Raw genomic sequence first — 19,288 nt, 5'->3', positions numbered from 1 at the left:
ACGGCGGACGCGGCCTGAGCGCGTGCAGATTGCTGCTTGCGATGCGTGCCGGTCGGCTGTCGCTTGCAGCAGGTGCTGACCCGCCCATGATGCTGGACGTGCGGCAGCAAGAAGCGGGACGGAAATCGGACCGCAGCCTGCCTATAGACTGTGCAGAACCTGCGTCGCCTTCACCGCGGCAGACGCCCGGTTCTCGACGCCGAGCTTCACATAGATCTGCTCCAGATGCTTGGTGACGGTCCGTGCGCTCAAGCCGAGGATCTCGCCGATGTCGCGGTTCGCCTTGCCCTTGGCGATCCACAGCAGCACCTCCGATTCCCTTGGGGTCAATGCGAAGTGCTGGCGTAACACCGCATCGTCGGAGCGGCGATTTTCGGCGGTGAGGCGGAAGAGATGTTCATTCGGACCGATCGAGCCGAGGAAGGATATCTGCAGGGACGACTGCTCGGGCTGGTCGAGCGTGAAGGTGCTGTCGTCGGGCGCTCCGGTGCGCAGGCGGTTTGCCATCCAGCCCGCGATGCGCCGGGTGACGATCGCCATGCCATCGTCGCGGCCGGTTGCGGCGTTGACGAGACGCGTCGCCTGGGGCGTCGACCAGCAGACGCTTCCGTCGCTGCGCACCGCGAGCAGATGGCGGCCGGCTGCGTCGAGTGCGACCCGTGCGCTCTGGGCCGAACGGGCGTTCGAGAGATGGACGCGAATGCGCGCCCTCAGCTCATCGATGTTGATCGGCTTGGTCAGATAGTCGACGCCGCCGGCCTCGAGCGCACGCACCACATGTTCGGTCTCGGTCAGGCCGGTCATGAACAGCACCGGCGTCTGGCCGACGGCGGCGTTGCCCTTGAGGCGTCGGCAGGTCTCGAAGCCGTCGATCCCGGGCATGACGGCATCGAGCAGAATGACGTCGGGCGTGATGCGCTCGGCGATCGAAAGGGCGGCGCTGCCGGAGGTCGCGATCAGCACGGAAAAGCCGGATTGCTCCAGCGCTTCCGTCAAAAAACCGAGCGCCTCCGGGGAATCGTCGACGAGAAGCACGATGTCGCGGCGGTCGTTGGCCTCAGCCATGGGCGTCGTCTCCGTTGGCTGCGTTGTTCTTGAGGAAAGCGTCGTAGCCCGAGAGGTCGAAGGCCTGCACATAGGCGCGGGCGCGCTCGGCGAAGGGCTGGTGTTCGGGCTGCAGGGCAATTTCCGTCAGCTTGGCTTCGATGCCCCTGACATAGCCGATCTCTCCAAGGCGGATCAGCTCTTCCACGTGATAGGCGTCGGGGCGCGTCAACGGTTCGGCCGCCGGCGACGGGTGTGCTTGCTTCTCCTCTCCCTCGTGAACCCAGGTGAGGCCAAGGTGCACGGCGAGCTTGTCGGCGAGTTGCCCGACGGGGAAGGGCTTGGCGAGCGTGTCGTTGTGGCCGCGGAATGCTCCGGTCGCCGAGCCATCGCCGATATTGGCCGAAAGCATGATGATCGGCGCGATCTGCCCGCCCTGGCGCAGCCGCTCGACAAGCTCCCAGCCGCTCATGCCCGGCATCGAGATATCGATCAGGAAGAGGTCGGCGCCGAGGTCTTGAAGCAGCGCCAGACAATCGGCTCCGGACGCGGCCGTCAGCACCGTGAAGTCCATCGGCACGAGGATCTCGCGCATGAGGTCGCGATGGTCGGCATTGTCGTCGACGATGACGATGGTGCGGCGCGGGCCGAGATAGGAGGTGATACGCCGCGGGGCTGCGGGAGGTAGCGGACGATCTACCGCCGACAGCATCAGCCGGACGCGGAAGGTGGTGCCTTGCCCAGGCGTGCTGGTGACTGCGATTTCGCCGCCGAGCGTCTGCGTCAGGAGCCGCGTGATCGTCAGGCCGAGGCCGAGGCCCGGCATACTACCGAGATGTTCGGCCTCGCCGCGCTGGAACGGATCGAAGATGCGCGGCAGATCCTTGTCGGCAATGCCGCGGCCGCTGTCTGCAATCGTGAAGGTCGCCACCTGGCTGCGATAGGCGACATCCAGGCGGATGCCGCCACGCTCGGTGAACTTCAAGGCGTTGGATAGGAGATTGACGAGGATCTGCCGCAGGCGCTTTTCGTCGGTCTTCACATAGCGTGGCAGGCCGCTAGCGCGCTCGTGCTCGAAGCTGATGCCCTTGGCCAATGCCTGCGGCCGAAACATTTCGATGATCTGGTCGAGGAAGTCGTGAATGTTGATCTCATTGGAATAGACCTGCAGCTTGCCGGCCTCGATCTTCGAGATATCCAAGAGGCCGTCAATCAGGCCGGAAAGATGGTCGGCGCTGCGCTTGATCACCTTGATCGCGCCCTGACGCGCCGGGGGGATCGTCTCGTCGCGCTCCAGCACCTGGGCGTAGCCGAGCACGGCGTTGAGCGGCGTTCGAAGCTCATGGCTGAGGCCGACGACATAGCGGCTCTTGGCGCGGTTGGCTGCTTCCGCTGTTTCCTTTGCCTGCTGGAGTGCGGCGTCGGTCTTCTTGTGGGCGGCGATTTCCTTCAGAAGCAGGGTGTTCTGGCGCGAGGATTCTTCTTCGGCGACGACGCGGCTGTCATGGGCGAGCACGTAGAACCAGGAGACGATACCGGCCAGCACGGCAAAGACGAAGAAGACGACGGCGACGGTGCGCTCGACGACCGTAGCGATCTCGGGGGATGTGCCGGCGGTCTGGTGGGCGATCATCGCGAGGATGAGGCCGATGCCGGCGATCGACAGCACCGCAGAGATCGCGTAGCGGCCGAGCCGCGTCGCGAGCTTTTCCGTGACGGTGCGTGGAAGCAACGTGTTGGCGACGGTCGCGACTTGGGCATTGAACCGCGCCTTCGGCTTGCACATGTCGTGGCAGCGGCTGTCGAGCGAGCAGCAGAGCGAGCAGATCGGCGCTGCATAGGCGGGGCACCAGGCCATGTCCTCCGGCTCGAACGGATGCTCGCAGATCGAGCAGGTGATGTCCGTCCGGTTGGCCCAGCTCCGGCGCGGCTTGCGCGCGAGGTAGAATTTGCCGTCGGTGCCCCAGGCAATCAGCGGCGAGGCGATGAAGGCGACGACCAGCGCGATGTAGGGCGCGAGCGAGGCGGCAATCTCGCCGAAGGCACCGAAATGCGCTGTCAGCGCCACGGTCGCCGAGATCGCCATCGCGCCGAGACCCACAGGGTTGATGTCGTAGAGATGGGCGCGCTTGAACTCGATGCCGGGAGGCGACAGGCCGAGCGGCTTATTGACGAAAAGATCGGCCGAAATCGTGCAAAGCCAGGCCATGGCGATAATCGAGAAGACGCCGAGTGTTTCCTCAAGCAGCCGGTAGATGCCGAGCTCCATCAAAAGGAGCGCGATGGCGACGTTGAAGACCAGCCAGACGACGCGGCCCGGGTGGCTGTGGGTCAATCGTGAAAAGAAGTTCGACCAGGCGAGCGACCCGGCATAGGCGTTCATGACGTTGATCTTCAACTGCGACACGACGACGAAGGCGACCATCAGGAGAAGTGCTGCCGTATCGGAGGGGATCATGTAGCCGAAGGCGGTGTAGTACATCTGCGCCGGATCGGCGGCCTTGGTCGATGGCACGCCGGCCGAAAGCGCCAGCACCACCAGGAACGAGCCGGCGAGCAGCTTCGGTGCGCCGACGATCACCCAGCCGGAACCGGCGAGGAAGACGGCAATGCGGTGATGCAGCTTGCGCTGGCCATCCGGCGGCAGGAAGCGCAGGAAGTCGACCTGTTCGCCGATCTGCGCCATCAGCGCGAAGATGACGGCAGAGGCCGCGCCGAATTCGATGAGATCGAACGGCGCGAAGGTACCGGGAGGACCGGAGGCGTGATGCATGCCCGCATAGGCGAGCCAGGCGCCGACCTTCTCCCAATCGGCAAAGGCGATGAAGACGAAGGGCAGGACGTTGAGCACGATCCAGAACGGCTGCGTGATCAACTGGAACTTGCTGATCAGCCGCACGCCATGGGTAACGAGCGGGATCACGACGACGGCGCTCAGGATGTAGCCGATCCAGAGCGGTATGCCGAGCGCCAGTTCGAGTGCGCCCGACATGATCGAGGCCTCGATCGCAAAGAGGATGAAGGTGAAGCTGGCATAAATCAGCGAGGTCACCGTCGAGCCGATATAGCCGAAGCTGGCGCCGCGGGTGAGCAGATCGATGTCAACACCGTGGCGGATCGCATAGCGGCTGATCGGCAGGCCCACGGTCAGGATCATCAGGCTGGCGACGACGATCGCAACGATCGCATTGGTGGTGCCATAGGACATGGTGATGGCGCCACCGATCGCTTCCAGCGCCAGAAAGGAGATCGCGCCGATTGCGGTCTGGGAAATGCGTTCGGAAGAAAAGCGCCGGGCGCTCTTGGCGGTGAAGCGCAGCGCATAGTCTTCAAGCGTCTGGTTGGCGACCCAACGATTGTATTCCCGCCGGACGGGAATGATGCGCTGGCGTGCCGCCATGGGGGTCCTAACGTGCTGTCGCGGGGGTCTCTGCCTTTTTTCTTAGCACGGAAATTTTCTGCTTAAAATTGCTGCAATCGTAAAATGTGTCGGTAAAGCGGAAAATATGAGCGTGCCGAAATCGGATGCCCCATACTTTGAGAATGAGATCAGTTGCGGAGTGCAGCGGCCGTCAGTTGGGCCGGCAATAGATCGGATTGCTGATGGCCCGGCGGATCGTCTGTTTCGAGAGATCGTCCTCCGAGAGCGCCCAGGGCAAATTTTTGCCGTGGAGGGCCTCCCGGAATGTCTCGACGATCGCGCTCCGGTTGGCGGCCGCGGCGATTTCGGTCCGCAGGAACCGATCGGGCGAACCGGCATAGTGGGCGGTCCAGTCGTCAGCTTCGATGGTCTCTTCACCGACGATGCCGGAAGCGTCGAGCCACAGCAGCCGGTCGCCCTTGGCGCCGCGAACCAAGGCCTCTGCGGTCACTGGGCCAACCACGGTCGATCCCATCGGTTGGCCGTTGGCGATCAGTTCGAGATGCGGGCCGGTGGGGCTTTCCGTCACGTAGCCGTGGCCCGATCTCATCGTGGCGAGCACGGCGTCTTCGGAGAGTTCATCGAGCCAGAGCACCGTCGCCGGGCGGGCGAGCACCAGCGGTCCCTCCGGCATTAGCCGCGCGGGCTGGTGGAAATCGCTGCCGCCGATGGCGGAGATCCTCAGGCCTGAGGCGAGGCGCTGCTGGTAGCGCTCGAGCGACACCCAGTTCCAGGCGAGCCAATGGGATTGCCAGACCTCCATGCAGTCGATCTCAGGCAATTCGTAGTCCCAGGGGATGGTCGGCTTGTCGTGGTTGACCGAGAGCAGGCCGCCGCGCTCATGCACCATGCTCGCGAGCGTGTGGGCATGTTCCGGCTTCGTCATGCGAAAATCGACCCAATCGTCGACGCCGAAGACATTGGCGTGGCCGACGGCGGTGGTGATTTCCATGGCGCGGATGAAGATGAGGTCGGCGGAGGAATGCGGATGGAAGTAGCGCCGCTGGGTGATGGTGTTGTGGTCGGCGACCGCAAGAAAATCGAGACCGGCCTGTTTGGCGGCGGCGTGCAGCAGTTCGGGCGAGCCAGCCGCATCCGAGTGGAAGGTGTGACAGTGCAGATCGCCGCGATACCATCCGGACTGTTTGCGTACGGGGAACGTTCTTTCCGGCTGCGGCACGATGGAGCGCGGACTTCTGTCGAAATCGACCGTCACGCGAATCTCGGCGCCTTCTTCGGGGATCTTGTAGAGGCCGAGCATCACCTTCCACTGGCCGGGCGGCATCGCGCCGTGAATGTAGCCGGGCGTGGCGTCGTCGGTGGCGATGAAGAAACGGTCACGCGCGCCACCGCTCCAGCCGCGAAAACCTTGGCCGGTCGGATACTCGGTCGCCCGCGGATCAAGCGCGCCGAGATCGATGATGCATGCCTCTGACTTCGGATAGCTGAGCGTCGCGTCGATGCGCGTTACACCTTCGGGCACCTCGAAGGGCAGATAGAAATAGGGATCGGCCGCCTGATGCTTACGGGTGATGCGCACGGCAAATTCCTGCATGGCGGCCTCAGCGTTCGTCTGCCGCGGGAATGCGGGCGCTGCTGTCATCGAAGAGGGTGATGTGCCTGGCGTCGAAGGCGAGATGGACTGAGGTTCCGACCTTGATCTCGTCGTCGGTGAAGATGCGCGCGGTGACGCGACCGTTGTCGCCGCGCTCCAACGTGACGAGGCTCTCCGGCCCCATGTTCTCGTTGGCGAAGAGTTCGCCGGAAACCACGTTCAGGTCGCCTGCGGCCGCGATACGCAAATGTTCGGGGCGGACACCGAGTGTCATCCTGGCTGATTTCGCCGCCTTGGCGATGGCGTCGGTGAGCGCGATCGGTGCGAGCTTCAGGCCATCGGCGCGCAGGTGCAGGGCGCCATCGCCGATGGATGCTTCGACGGGGACGAGGTTCATCGGCGGATTGCCGACGAAGTTGGCGACGAAGGTCGTTGCGGGCCGGCGGTAGATCTCGATCGGCGCCGCGAACTGCACGATCCGGCCCTTGTCCATGACGGCGATGCGGGTTGCGAGCGCCATGGCTTCGGCCTGGTCGTGCGTGACATAGACGGCGGTCATGCCCATGTCGCGCTGCAGGTGGTTGAGAAAGCCCCGCGCTTCGAGCCGCAGCTTGGCATCGAGGTTCGAAAGCGGCTCGTCGAAAAGATAGACCTCGCTCGGATAGACGAGCGCACGTGCCAGCGACGTGCGCTGCTGCTGGCCGCCGGAGATCTGGCTCGGCAGCCGCTTCATCAGGTCGCCGATCTTGAGGACGTCGGCCACTTCCTTGGCGCGGGCGTGGCGCTTGGTCTCCTGCTCGCCGCGCACCTTCAAGGGATAGGCGATGTTGTCGGCGATGTTCATGTGCGGATAGAGTGCGTAGTCCTGGAACACCATGGAAATCCCGCGGTCCTTCGGATGCAGGTAGGTGACGTCGCGGCCGCCGATCATCACCCGGCCAGAGGTTGGCGTTTCGAGACCTGCGATCATGCGCAGGCTCGTCGTCTTGCCGCAGCCCGACGGGCCGAGCAGGCAGATGAACTCGCCGTCGGCGATCTGGAAGCTGATGTCGGGCACGGCGACGAAGGCGCCGAAGGTCTTGGAGATGTTCTGGAATTCGACAGAGGCCATGACGGGTTTCCGATTACGACTTTATGCCACCGAAGAACCGGAAACCGAATTTCCAATTCACGAAGAGATAGAGGGCGATGACGGGGAGCGAATAGATCAGCGAATAGGCGGCCAGCAGCGTGACGATCGGCGTGCCGGCCTCCGAATAGAAGGAGTAGATGGCGACGGATGCCGGCATCAGCTTGTCGCTGCGCAACAGGATGAAGGGGATGAGGAAGCTGCTCCAGATGTTGACGAAGGCCCAGACGACGACCACGACGATGCCCGGCCGGATGACCGGCAGCGCCACATCGAAGAAGGCCTGGAGCGGAGAGGCGCCGGCGACCATCGCGCTCTCCTCATAGGAGCGCGGGATGGCGTCGATGAAATCGCGAAGAATGAACATCGCTGTCGGCAACAGCCCGCCGGCAAAGACGAGAATGACGGCAAGATGGGTGTCGATCAGGCCTGCCGCGGAGATGATGAGGAAAATCGGCACCATCGCCGCCGAGCCTGAAACGACCGACGAGAAGAGCAGCAGGATATAGGTGACGGCGCCTTTGCCCGGGATCGGTGAGCGCGAGAGGGCATAGGCCGCAAGCGTCGCCGCCGCGCCGACCAGCACCACGCCGCCCGCCGCCTGGATGAGGCTGTTCAGCAGCGCCTGCATCGCGAAGGTGTTCTGGAAGACGGTGGCGAAATTCGAAAGCGTGAAGGGCGAGGGGATGGCAAGGCCGAGTTCGGCACGGGCATTGAAGGGCGCAAAGATGAACCAGACGAGCGGCAGTGCGAAGATCGTGCCGAGGAAGGTGGCGGCGGCGGCAAAGATCGCGCGCCGCACGAAGATGTTCTGAGTCTTCTGCATCATTCCGCCTCCACCGGCTTCTTGTGGGCAAGGCGAAGATAGACGAGCGCGAAGGCGAGATTGATCAGCATGATGACCACGCCGACGGCAGCGCCCTTGCCGAACTCGAAATCCTTGAACGCGATGCGGTAGGTGTAGATCGACAGGATCTCGGTGCGATAGGACGGCCCGCCATGGGTGAGCAGGAACGGCGTGAAGACGTTGAAGGTCCACATGGTGATGAGGATGAGGTCGGTGACGACATGTCCGCGGATCAGCGGCAGCGCAATGTCGCGCAGCTTCTGCCACGAGGTGGCGCCCGCGACATCAGCTGCCTGGAAATAACTCGGCGGGATCGACTGGAAGGCCGAGTTGAACAGCATCATAGAGAAGGCGGCGCCCCGCCAGGTGTTGAAAAACACGATCACCCAGAACGGTTGCTGCAGCAGCCAGTCGCCCGGAGGCAAGCCGAGGCCGCGCAGGATCATGTTGAGCGTGCCGTTGTCATAGTCGAGGAAGGCGAACCAGGCAAAGCCGATCACCACCTCCGGCAAGATCCAGGCGGCGATGACCGCGGTCTGCAGGAAGGATTTGAGCGTCGGCGTGACCGTCTGGCTGAGCCAGGCGAGCAACAGCCCGAGCAGCGCCTGGCCGATCAGCGCCGAAAGCAGCACGAACTGGATCGTCAGGATCAGCGAAAAGCCGAACTGGCCGCGGGTAAAGAAGGTCGCCGGATTGAAGAGCGCGAAATAGTTCTGCAGGCCGACGAAATCGGGGTCGACGGCCGTGCGGCCGAGCAGTGTGCGGTTGGTGAAGGAAACGAAAATCACCCAGAAGAAGGGAACGATGACGAAGACCCCGACGAGGGCCGTGGCCGGTGCCAGAAAAAGCGCGCCTGCGCGCGTCGAAAGCAGGGAGAATTTCTTCATGCGCGTTTCATGCCCATATCCTGGATCGGGAGCCCGGCCACGGATGGCAGCCGGGCGCTCTGTCGTTGGATCGAAGCGGGATGAGGGCACCGTTGCGGCCACATCCCGCATTGGCTTTAGAGCGTGCTGACGGTGTTTTCTTCGCCGACGATGGCGATGACGGCCGCCTTGTACTGGGCCATCGCGTCCTCAGGCGAGAGCTCGCCGGAAACGACGCTTTCGGTCATGCGCTGGATCTCGGTCGAGACCTTGTTGTAATTGGCGTCGTTCGGACGGGCCGTGGTGATCGGCAGCAAGGTCGTCGCCGTTTCCGTCAGGAACGGCGAGTTCGGGATCGCCACGTCGTCGCGGATGCGGATGGCGGGCTGGATTTCCTGGAACGCGTCGAGCTGCTCCTTGCTGTTCATGAAAGAGAGCAGCGCCCAGGATTCGGCAGGCGCGTCCGTATGCGGATTGATGACGAAGCCGGTGCCGCCGGACATCGTGACGAAATCCTGGCCGCGTAAGCCCTTTCCGGGTGCGGCGGCGGGCATCTTCTTCCAGGTCATGGTGTTGTCGCGATCGGCGACGGCGAATTCGGCGCCGGGCGCTGTGACCGAGCGATAGAACCAGTCGCCCTCGACGAGCATCGCCGTCTTGCCATCGCGGAAATTGGCGAAGGTGCGGTTGCGGCCGTCGGCAAGCAGCTGCGCGCGCTGGTCGCCGAGCTTGTCGTCGACATAGATGGTCTTGTAGAGCTTCAGCGTGTCGAGGATGCCCTGGCTCGAAACGATATATTTGCCGCTGTCGTCGGTGACCTGTTCGCCGGTGCCGAGCAGCGCCATCCAGTAGCCCTGCATCGTGGTCGCCTCGCCCATGGAGACGCCGGCGTTGAGCTGCAACGGGAAGCTGTCGGGGGCGGCCGCCTTGATCTTGCGGGCGGCGTCGAGCAACTCATCCCAGGACTTCGGCTGCCAGCTGTCGGCATCGAGCCCAGCCGATTTGAAGAGGTCCTTGCGCACGAAGATCATGCGGGCGTCGGTGCCGAGCGCGATGCCATAGGGCTTGCCCTGGTAGCTCATCAGCGCCTTGGTGCCGTCGGAGATATGCTGCCAGCCCTCCCACTTCGGAACGTCTGGGCCGGCCACTTCCTCGAGCGACTTCAGGAGATTGCCCTGGACGAAGCTCGGGATCAGGAAGCCGTCGAAGCCGGAGACGTCAGGGCCGGCGCCGGTGGAGAAATCGAGCGCGAGCTGCTGCGTCAGCTGCTCGTCTTCGCCGCCGAACTGGGTGAGCTTGACGGTGACGTCCTTGCCTTCGGCCTTCATCTTCTCGGTAAAGGCCGGAATGACCTTCTTTTCGATCCACTCGGCCATGCCGCTGTTTACGCCGCCGATGATGCAGCGGCAGGTGATGTTGAGTTCGGTGGCGCTCACTGGTGCTGCAAAGGCGATGGCCGCGGCTGCGCCGAGCAATAGGGAATGAAACCTGGTACGCATGTTTTCTCCTCCCGGTCGATCCACTCAAGGACCTATGTGTCTGGCTGCGACAGTCCGTCCCTCCTCCAGGTCCGGCGTCTCGACGACGGTCAAGAATGAACACGCTTTCATCTTTGTCAACATGGATCATGTGTTCCGTTGGTAAAAATCGGCGGAATACCTATTCCGCTTGACGAAATCGTCGCGTTGCTCTCTTTTGTGAATGAACACGTTTTCATTTTGTGACGGATAGATGAACGAGCGCGCCGACAAGAAAGCTGCCCGAGCCACCGCAGACCAGGTGGCGCGCGAGGCCAATGTTTCCCGTGTGGCGGTCTCGCGGGCCTTCAATCCGAATGCGTCGCTGAAGCCGGAAAAGCGCGACCGCATCCTGCAGGTGGCGCGGGAGCTGAACTACACGCCCGACATGGCGGCACGCTCGCTGGTGACCGGTCGCTCGCATCTCGTCGGCATGATCGTGCCCGACGTTTGCAGCCCCTGGGAGAGCCAGGAGATCGACGCGTTGACGACGGCGCTGCAGGCGGAGGGCTTCGCGACGCTGCTCTTCAAGGCCAAGGCTGATTTCAGCATGGATCCGCGCCTGCTCACCTACATGCGCGGCTTCAATCCGGATTCCGTGATCGCCTTTACCGAGAACATCCTGCCCGATGTGCTCTGCGGCTTTCTCGACCGCGCGGTGCCGATCTACGTGATCTACGACGACGTGAAGCAGTTTGCAGGCGCCGCATCCGGTACGCTCTATGACCGCCTGCTCGTCCGGCAGAAAAACGGCATCGAGCAGGCGGTGGCCCTGCTTCAGGGCTATGGCGCGCGCCGCATCGCCTATCTCGGCGGCAAGGCGCAGTCGCTCGCCAATGCCGAGCGCGAGCGCACACTGAAGGAGACGCTCGCGGAGCGCGGCATGGATGCGCCGATCGTGCTTGCCGGCGATTACACCTACGACACCGCCTACCAGGCGACGCTCGATCTGTTCCGCATCGGCGAAGGTGCCGATGCAATCTTTGCGGCCAATGACGTCGGCGCCTTCGGCGCGATCGACGCGCTGCGCCACGATCTCGGGCTTTCCGTGCCTGAGGACGTCAAGGTCGTCGGTTTCGACGACATCCCGCAGGCGCACTGGAAGAGCTACAACCTCACCACCGTGCGCATCGACCTCGAAGAGCGCGTGCGTGCGCTCGTCCGCCTCATCCTGATGCGGCTTCGTGCGCCCGATGCCGAGCCGTTTACCGAGACACTCAACACCCGCCTGATCGTGCGGGGCACCGTCGGCTGAAGGTAGCGAACATGACCGAAAAACGCATCCACGTCGTCTTCAAGACCCATCTCGACATCGGCTTTACCGATCACGCCGAGAAGATCCGAAAGCAGTATCACGAGCGCTTCATCCCGCAGGCGATCGAGACCGGCGCGCACTTCTACAACGAGAACCCGCACGAGCCGCTGTTCGTCTGGACGACGGGCGCCTGGCTGATCTGGGATCACCTGAATTCTCGCTCGAAGGAAGAGGTCGCCCGCCTTGAGCAGGCGATCGAGCGCGGCCTGATCCGCTGGCACGCGCTGCCCTTCACCACCCATACGGAGCTGATGTCGCCGGATCTTTTCAAGGCGGGGCTTTCCTATGCGCAGGAGCTGGACCATCGCTTCGGTCTGAAGACGATCGCCGCCAAGATGACCGATGTGCCCGGCCATACGCTCGGCATGGTGCCGCTGCTGGCCGAAGCCGGCGTGCGCTTCCTGCATATCGGCGTGAACTCCGCTTCGCCGCCGCCGGAAATCCCGGATATTTTTCGCTGGCGAGCGGCGGGCGGCGAGGAAATCGTCGTCATGTACCAGCGCTCCTATGGCGAGACCTATTTCCCCGAGGGTCTCTCCGACGGCTTGAGCTTCGCCCATACCAGCGACAACATCGGCCCGCAGAGCGTGTCGCAGACGGCCGAAGCCTATCGCGAGATCCTGAAACACGAGCCAGGTGCCGCCGTGCGCGCGGCGACACTGGAGGACTACGGCAAGCTTATTTGGGAGGCGCGCGAGCGTTTCCCGGTGGTGGAAAAGGAACTCGGCGACAGCTGGATCCACGGCAGCGGCACCGATCCGGAAAAGATCGCCCGCTATCTGGCGCTGCAGCGGCTTTACGACCAATTTGCCGGCGAGCGGATGACCACAAGCCGCCAGGCCTTCGGCCGCAAGCTGGCGCTGGTCGCCGAACACACCTGCGGCGTCGACATCAAATCCTTCCTGCGCGACGAGAAGGCCTGGGCACGCCCCGCCTTCGAGGCGGCGCGAAAGACTGATCCTCGCTTCCACTATACCGAAGCGTCCTGGGCGGAGCAGCGGGCCTATCTCGACCAGGCGGTTGCAGAGCTGGACGGCGAGGATGCGGTCCGCGCCGAGGCGGCCCTTGCCGAGATTGCCGTTCCATCACGGCCCGAGGCGACCGAGGCTGCTACGCGGCTCGATGTCGGCGGCTGGATCATCGAGCTTGATCCGGTAACCGGCGACGTTTCCGCGCTGACTGCGCCCGACGGTCGGACGGTCCGTGGCGCCAACGGTTCGCTGATCGCCTATCGCTACGAAAGCTATGACGCCGGCGACGTTTGCCGCCACATGGATACGTACCTTACACATTGGATGGATTGGGCGGTGCTCGACCACGACAAGCCCGGGCTTGCGAAGGTTGCGGAAGCGCGCTCGCAGGCCTACGCGCCCAAGCTCTACGGCACGACCGCAACATCCGTCCTTGCAGTCATGCCGGCAGAAGCGGTGGAGCAATTGGGCGCGCCTGCCGAAATCGCCATCGAATTTTCCGCCGGCAAGGACGGGCTCGATGTCCGGCTGTCCCTCTATGGCAAGAACGCCAACCGTATGCCGGAAGCGAGTTTTCTGTCGTTCACGCCCGAGGGACGTTCCGCCTGGGATGTGTGCAAGATGGGGCACTGGCACGCCACCGACAATTTCGCCCGCGCGGGCGGTGCACAGCTGCAGGCGGTCACGGCGGTGAGGGGGCGCTCGGAACCGGGCGTCGAGCTGATGGTCGAAAACCTCGACACGCCGCTGGTGGCGCCGCAGTCCTGGCCGTTCATGGCCTTCTGCAAGGACCTGCCTGACTATTCCGCCGGTGTCCGCTTCAACATCCACAACAACAAATGGGGCACCAACTTCCCCATGTGGTGGGGCGGTGATTTCACCACGCGCTTCAAGCTTAGCTTCAGCGGTCGGTGATCGTCAGCGGCTGCGGAGCGACGGAAGGCTCGTCCTCGTTCGGGTGGGCTGAGCCGGTCTCCCGGTGAAGACACCAGATGTCGACCGGAAGGCGACGACCTGGCAGCACGACCGCCTCGTGCGATATCCATGCGGCTTCAGGTGCTGGAGCTTGAAGCCGGCACATCAACGAGGCGGAGACGACGAGCGGCACCTGCAGCGTCTTGGTCATGGATTCCAGGCGCTGGGCCACGTTGACGGCGTCGCCGATGACGGTGAACTCGCTGTGGCAGCCGCTGTCGAGAACGCCGCCGACGACCGTGCCATAGTGCAGGCCGATGCCGGCATCGAGGGCCGGGTGGTTGTTGCGCGCGTTGTGGTTCTTCCAGTCCGTGAGGATGTCGACGAGATCGAGCGCGCAGGCAAGTGCCCTGTCGGCGTCGTCTTCCTTCGGTCTCGGCTGGCCGAAGACCGCCATCACCCCATCGCCGATGAACTTGTCGACGGTGCCGCCGTGTTCGAAGATCGTCTGCGAGACGAGTTGGCGATATTCGGCGAGCACGAAGGCGAGCTCAGGCGCCGGTGCCGCCTCGGCAAAACGGGTGAAATCACGCAGGTCCACGAACATGATCGCGGCGCTGCGTCGCTCCAGCCCGAGCACATCGCCTTTCTCCTGCAGGGCGGAAACGACTAGCGGCGAGAAGAAGCGCGAGAGATTTTGTCGCCGCTGGTCGGCCTTCAAGGCTTCCTTGCGCGTCCGGTCGTGGTCGCGCGCAAGAAGATAGATGGCAAAGGCGGTGAAGCCGAAGCTCACGGTCAGGCCGAGATCCTGATTGAAGAATGCCCCGAGCAGCGAAAGCGGTCCGGAGGCATCATGCCTTGCAGCCGTCATCGCCAACATCGTCACCCAGGCTATGAGCACGATGGCGGAAAAGAGGAGGACCAGGCGTCGCTCCAGCTTGAGTCCGACATGGACGAGCAGGATGAAGGCGACGACGAGGCTGGTCGTCGTCAGATTGTGGTTCGCTGTCACCGGGCCGGCCAGAATATGGGCGTAGAGCAGCAGCGCGACCAAGAGCGCATCGAGAACGACGAAGAGGGTCGTCAGCCAGGAGCGGCCGGGCAGATAGCGCGCCGTTGCCACCGACGCCACGCTGATGGCGAGATAGCTGACGACAACGACCGCGTGCATGCGTTCCGCGCCCGCGTTGCCGCCGAGCAGCAGACTTGCCAGCAGGATTGCGAAAGCAACGAAGCGCAGGGTGAGCGAACGCTTCTCCCGGGCCGTATCCCAATGCGGATGAAGTGAGGACGTCATGTCTTTCGGCATTCCCCCTGCGTCGACGGCCGGCGATAGCCGCTCTGCTACCAGTCGATTCGCGTCGAATATGTGGCGTGGCCGCAAGCCCGCTGACCTGCGGCCAGATTAGGTTCTAGGGCTTCCAACGATGGGAAGGTCAAGAAAGATACCATCGCTGCGCTGCAGCCGCCCGCGACCAGGTCATCAATCGCGTTCCTCTTTGCCCCCGGCGCCTACGTAGAATGACGTATGTGCAGTGCAGCGTGGCTGTCCGATGATCCCCTTAAGCAGCGGCCAGAAGCACCGAAAGGCCAGTTGCTCCAGAACGAGAGGGGTTCCATCAGATGACTATCAAGACAAGCGTGACCGGCGCATTCCTAGCCGCCATCCTGTCGACGACGGCTTTCAGCGGCGCTTTCGCCGCTGACGACACGATCAAGGTCGGCATCCTGCATTCGCTTTCCGGCACCATGGCGATCTCCGAGACGACGCTGAAGGACGCCATGCTGATGCTGATCGACGAGCAGAACAAGAAGGGCGGCCTGCTCGGCAAGAAGCTCGAGGCCGTCGTCGTCGATCCCGCGTCCGACTGGCCGCTCTTTGCTGAAAAGGCGCGCGAACTGGTTTCGGTCGACAAAGTCTCGGCGGTCTTCGGCTGCTGGACCTCGGTATCGCGCAAGTCGGTTCTGCCGGTGTTCGAGGAGTTGAACTCGATCCTTTTCTATCCCGTCCAGTATGAGGGCGAGGAAAGCCAGCGCAACGTCTTCTACACCGGGGCGGCGCCGAACCAGCAGGCGATCCCGGCCGTCGACTATCTGATGGAAAACGAGAGCGTCGAGCGTTGGGTGCTCGCGGGCACCGACTATGTCTATCCGCGCACGACCAACAAGATCCTCGAAGCTTATCTGATCTCCAAGGGCGTGAAGCCCGAGGACATCATGATCAACTACACGCCCTTCGGTCATTCCGATTGGCAGACCATCGTTTCTGACATCAAGAAGTTCGGCTCGGCCGGCAAGAAGACCGCCGTGGTCTCGACCATCAATGGCGACGCCAACGTGCCGTTCTACAAGGAACTGGCGAACCAGGGCGTCAAGGCGGAGGATATTCCGGTCGTCGCCTTCTCGGTCGGCGAAGAGGAACTCGCCGGGCTCGATACCACGCCGCTCGTGGGGCATCTGGCGGCCTGGAACTATTTCCAGTCGGTCGACACACCCGCCAATGCCGAGTTCATCAAGACCTGGAAGGCCTATACCAAGAACGACAAGCGCGTGACCAACGATCCGATGGAAGCGCATTACATCGGCTTCAACATGTGGCTGAAGGCGGTCGAAAAGGCCGGCACGACCGATACGGACGCCGTTCTCGACGCGATGATCGGCGTCTCCGTCCCCAATCTTTCGGGCGGCTACTCGACGATGATGCCGAACCACCACATTACCAAGCCGGTGCTGATCGGCGAGATCCAGGGCGACGGCCAGTTCGAGACCGTCTGGGAAACACCCGGCCTCGTCGTCGGCGACGAATGGTCCGATTATCTGCCGGACTCCAAGGACCTGATCTCCGATTGGCGCGCGCCGATGTCCTGCGGCAACTTCAACGTCGCCACCGGCAAGTGCGGCGGCAAGGGTTCCTGATTTCATCACCTAGTCATAGACCGGGCGGCTTGCCGCCCGGACAGTGATTGCATGACGAAAACTTGAGGCAAGCATGCCCTTCGTTCGGCGGCGCGCACGAGCGAAGGGAGCTTGCTTGGGCTATGACGGGTTTGTGCATGCGCCGCATGACCGACCCGGATGAGGGGGCCATGTACCGAATTCTGCAGATCCTGTTCGTTGCGCTGTGTCTGGTGATATCGGCCCATGTGGTCGGTTCTCGCGCAGCCGAAGACCTCGGCCCGCTGATCGATCAGCTGGGCAGCGCTAAGCTTTCCGAAATGGACGACCACATAACGGCGCTGGCCAAGACCGGCGACGCGAAGGTCATTCCGGTGCTTGAGGCGCTGGGCGAGGGGGAACTTTATCAGCGCAAGTCCGACGGCAAGGTCTTTCTGGTCAAGGCGCAGGGCGCAGACCTGCTGCTCGTCGATCCCGTGACCGGGGCTGACGCCGGAGCGGCACCGAAGGCGGCGATGCAGAAGGTCAAGGTCAACAATGCGGTGCGTCGCGCGGTTCGCAGCGCGCTCGGAGGTCTCACGCTCTTCAGCGACGATACCAGTGCGCGCATAAAGGCGGCGCAATCCATGCTGCAGACGCCGAATGCCGATGCGCTCGAGGCGATCGAAACGGCGATCGCGGCCGAGAAAGACGGGACCGTGCGCAAGGTTCTCGATGAGGCCCGCGCGGTGACGCTGCTCGTCTCGGATCGCCCGGACGATCAGAAGCGTCAGGCGATCGCGCTGCTTGCCGAAGGTAACGGGCGAAACGGCCTTGCCGTTCTGACCTCCGCTCTGGCCACAGCCGATGCTTCCCTTAAACCCGATATCGCGGCGGCGATCGCCCGGATCGAGCAGACCCAGGCCTTCTGGAGCGCCGGCCAGAACATTTGGTACGGCCTGTCGCTCGGCTCGGTCCTCTTGCTGGCGGCGATCGGCCTTGCCATCACCTTCGGCGTCATGGGCATCATCAACATGGCCCATGGCGAGATGGTCATGCTCGGCGCCTACACGACCTTCCTGGTGCAGGAGGTGGTGCGCAATTCCTATCCTGACCTCTTCGACTGGTCGCTGGCGATCGCGCTGCCGCTCGCCTTTCTCGTGACCGGCGCGGTTGGCCTTGCAATCGAGCGCGGCGTCATCCGCTTTCTCTACGGGCGACCGCTCGAAACGCTGCTTGCCACCTGGGGCATCTCGCTGATCCTGCAGCAGGCGGTGCGCTCGATCTTCGGGCCGACCAATCGAGAGGTCGGCAATCCCTCGTGGATGTCCGGCGCCTTCGAGTTTGGCGGGCTGACCATCACCTGGAACCGCCTGTGGATCATCGTTTTCGCGCTGGCGGTATTTGCGGCGCTGCTGTTCCTGCTCAAGAGGACGTCGATGGGCCTTAAGATGCGGGCCGTAACCCAGAACCGGCGCATGGCGTCGTCGATGGGCATCCGCACCCCCTGGGTGGACGCGCTCACCTTCGCGCTCGGCTCCGGCATCGCCGGCATGGCGGGCGTGGCGCTCTCGCAGATCGACAACGTCTCGCCCAATCTCGGCCAGGGCTACATCATCGACAGCTTCATGGTCGTCGTCTTCGGCGGCGTCGGCAATCTCTGGGGCACGCTCGTCGGCGCCTTCTCGCTCGGCATCCTCAACAAGTTCCTGGAACCCTATGCCGGCGCGGTGCTCGGCAAAATCCTCGTGCTGGTGCTGATCATCCTCTTCATCCAGAAGAAACCGCGCGGCCTCTTCGCGCTCAAGGGAAGGGCGGTGGAAGCATGATCACGTCATTTCTGATGCGGTCGTTCGACCGCAGCATTCTGATCGCCGTTGCGATCCTTGTCGGCCTCGCCATGCTTGTCCCGGCGCTCAACCTTTTGACCGCGCCCGATCATCCACTGCACGTGCCGACCTATCTTGTGTCGCTGTTCGGCAAGTACCTGACCTATGCGCTGCTGGCGCTGGCGCTCGATCTCGTCTGGGGTTTCTGCGGCATCCTTTCTCTCGGGCATGCGGCTTTCTTCGCGCTCGGCGGTTACGCCATGGGCATGTACCTGATGCGCCAGATCGGGGCGCGCGGCTCCTATGGTAACCCGCTGCTGCCGGATTTCATGGTGTTCCTCAACTGGAAGGAGCTGCCGTGGTTCTGGCATGGCTTCGACATGTTCTGGTTTGCCGCGCTCATGGTGGTACTTGTCCCGGGGCTGCTCGCCTTCGTCTTCGGCTGGTTCGCCTTCCGCTCGCGGGTCAACGGCGTCTATCTCTCGATCATCACTCAGGCGATGACCTACGCGCTGCTGCTTGCGTTCTTCCGCAACGACATGGGCTTCGGCGGCAACAACGGCCTCACCGACTTCAAGGACATCCTCGGCTTCAACATCCAGGCTAACGGCACGCGCGCCGCCTTGTTCGCTGCCTCGGCGCTGATGCTGGCGCTCTGCCTGATCCTGACGTCGGCGATCGTGCGTTCCAAGTACGGCAAGGTGCTCGTGGCAGTCCGCGACGCGGAAAGCCGGACGCGCTTCCTCGGCTACCGGGTCGAGCACATCAAGCTCTTTGCCTTCACCCTATCGGCGATGATGGCCGGCATTGCCGGCGCACTCTATGTGCCCCAGGTCGGCATCATCAATCCCGGTGAGTTCGAGCCCGGCAATTCGATCGAAGTGGTGATCTGGACGGCGGTCGGCGGGCGCGGCACGCTGATCGGCCCGATCGTCGGCGCCATTCTCGTCAATGGCGGCAAGAGCATCTTCACGGCAGCGTTCCCGGAATTCTGGCTCTTTGCGC

Annotated in this window: 13 protein-coding genes; 5 read left to right on the top strand and 8 right to left on the bottom strand. The window is 63.3% G+C overall.

Translation table 11 applies throughout. The annotated features are described in order from the left end of the window. Window positions 1-141 precede the first annotated feature (141 nt). From ASE71_RS00405 to ASE71_RS00375, 7 genes are all read right to left on the bottom strand, one after another. Window positions 142-1,065, bottom strand: a complete 924-nt coding sequence (locus ASE71_RS00405; RefSeq protein WP_060521998.1) for a response regulator transcription factor — start codon at window positions 1,063-1,065, stop codon at window positions 142-144. After that, window positions 1,058-4,444, bottom strand: coding sequence for an ATP-binding protein (locus ASE71_RS00400; RefSeq protein ID WP_060521999.1), 3,387 nt, complete (start codon window positions 4,442-4,444; stop codon window positions 1,058-1,060). The genes ASE71_RS00405 and ASE71_RS00400 overlap by 8 nt, the downstream gene beginning before the upstream one ends. 172 nt (window positions 4,445-4,616) lie before the next feature. Beyond that, window positions 4,617-6,020, bottom strand: coding sequence for a CehA/McbA family metallohydrolase (locus ASE71_RS00395; protein ID WP_060522000.1), 1,404 nt, complete (start codon window positions 6,018-6,020; stop codon window positions 4,617-4,619). A 7-nt stretch (window positions 6,021-6,027) separates the two neighbouring features. Beyond that, window positions 6,028-7,131, bottom strand: coding sequence for an ABC transporter ATP-binding protein (locus ASE71_RS00390; protein ID WP_060522001.1), 1,104 nt, complete (start codon window positions 7,129-7,131; stop codon window positions 6,028-6,030). A gap of 13 nt (window positions 7,132-7,144) precedes the next feature. Further along, window positions 7,145-7,975, bottom strand: a complete 831-nt coding sequence (locus ASE71_RS00385) for a carbohydrate ABC transporter permease (protein WP_060522002.1) — start codon at window positions 7,973-7,975, stop codon at window positions 7,145-7,147. Beyond that, window positions 7,975-8,883, bottom strand: coding sequence for a carbohydrate ABC transporter permease (locus ASE71_RS00380; RefSeq protein ID WP_057251755.1), 909 nt, complete (start codon window positions 8,881-8,883; stop codon window positions 7,975-7,977). The genes ASE71_RS00385 and ASE71_RS00380 overlap by 1 nt, the downstream gene beginning before the upstream one ends. Before the next feature lie 116 nt (window positions 8,884-8,999). Continuing rightward, on the bottom strand, window positions 9,000-10,361 hold the full coding sequence (locus tag ASE71_RS00375; RefSeq protein WP_029742799.1) for an extracellular solute-binding protein: 1,362 nt from the start codon (window positions 10,359-10,361) through the stop codon (window positions 9,000-9,002). A gap of 232 nt (window positions 10,362-10,593) precedes the next feature. On the opposite strand from ASE71_RS00375, the gene ASE71_RS00370 reads away from it, so the two are divergent. Continuing rightward, window positions 10,594-11,634, top strand: coding sequence for a LacI family DNA-binding transcriptional regulator (locus ASE71_RS00370; protein ID WP_060522003.1), 1,041 nt, complete (start codon window positions 10,594-10,596; stop codon window positions 11,632-11,634). Window positions 11,635-11,645: 11 nt separating this feature from the next. Beyond that, window positions 11,646-13,580, top strand: a complete 1,935-nt coding sequence (locus ASE71_RS00365) for a DUF5054 domain-containing protein (RefSeq protein WP_060522004.1) — start codon at window positions 11,646-11,648, stop codon at window positions 13,578-13,580. Here ASE71_RS00365 and ASE71_RS00360 read toward each other — a convergent pair. Then, entirely contained in the window at window positions 13,567-14,877 is a 1,311-nt protein-coding gene (locus tag ASE71_RS00360; RefSeq protein ID WP_060522005.1) for an adenylate/guanylate cyclase domain-containing protein, read from the bottom strand. The two genes, ASE71_RS00365 and ASE71_RS00360, sit on opposite strands and share 14 nt — an antisense overlap. A gap of 326 nt (window positions 14,878-15,203) precedes the next feature. Here ASE71_RS00360 and urtA point away from each other — a divergent pair, with 326 nt between their 5' ends. The 3 genes from urtA to urtC form a co-directional block, all read left to right on the top strand. Continuing rightward, window positions 15,204-16,496 (top strand): urea ABC transporter substrate-binding protein, encoded by a 1,293-nt coding sequence (gene urtA / locus ASE71_RS00355; RefSeq protein ID WP_060522006.1) that lies wholly within the window; start codon window positions 15,204-15,206, stop codon window positions 16,494-16,496. A 170-nt stretch (window positions 16,497-16,666) separates the two neighbouring features. Then, complete coding sequence (urtB, locus tag ASE71_RS00350; protein ID WP_060522007.1) at window positions 16,667-18,283, top strand: urea ABC transporter permease subunit UrtB; 1,617 nt, start codon at window positions 16,667-16,669, stop codon at window positions 18,281-18,283. Then, window positions 18,280-19,288, top strand: a 1,009-nt coding sequence (urtC, locus tag ASE71_RS00345; protein WP_060634936.1) for an urea ABC transporter permease subunit UrtC, incomplete at its 3' end; no start/stop codon positions are given. The genes urtB and urtC, both read left to right, overlap by 4 nt.

The organism is Ensifer sp. Root954, assembly GCF_001429005.1.
GTDB classification, from domain to species: Bacteria; Pseudomonadota; Alphaproteobacteria; order Rhizobiales; family Rhizobiaceae; genus Ensifer; species Ensifer adhaerens.
This window is presented reverse-complemented; position numbering and strand designations above follow the sequence as displayed.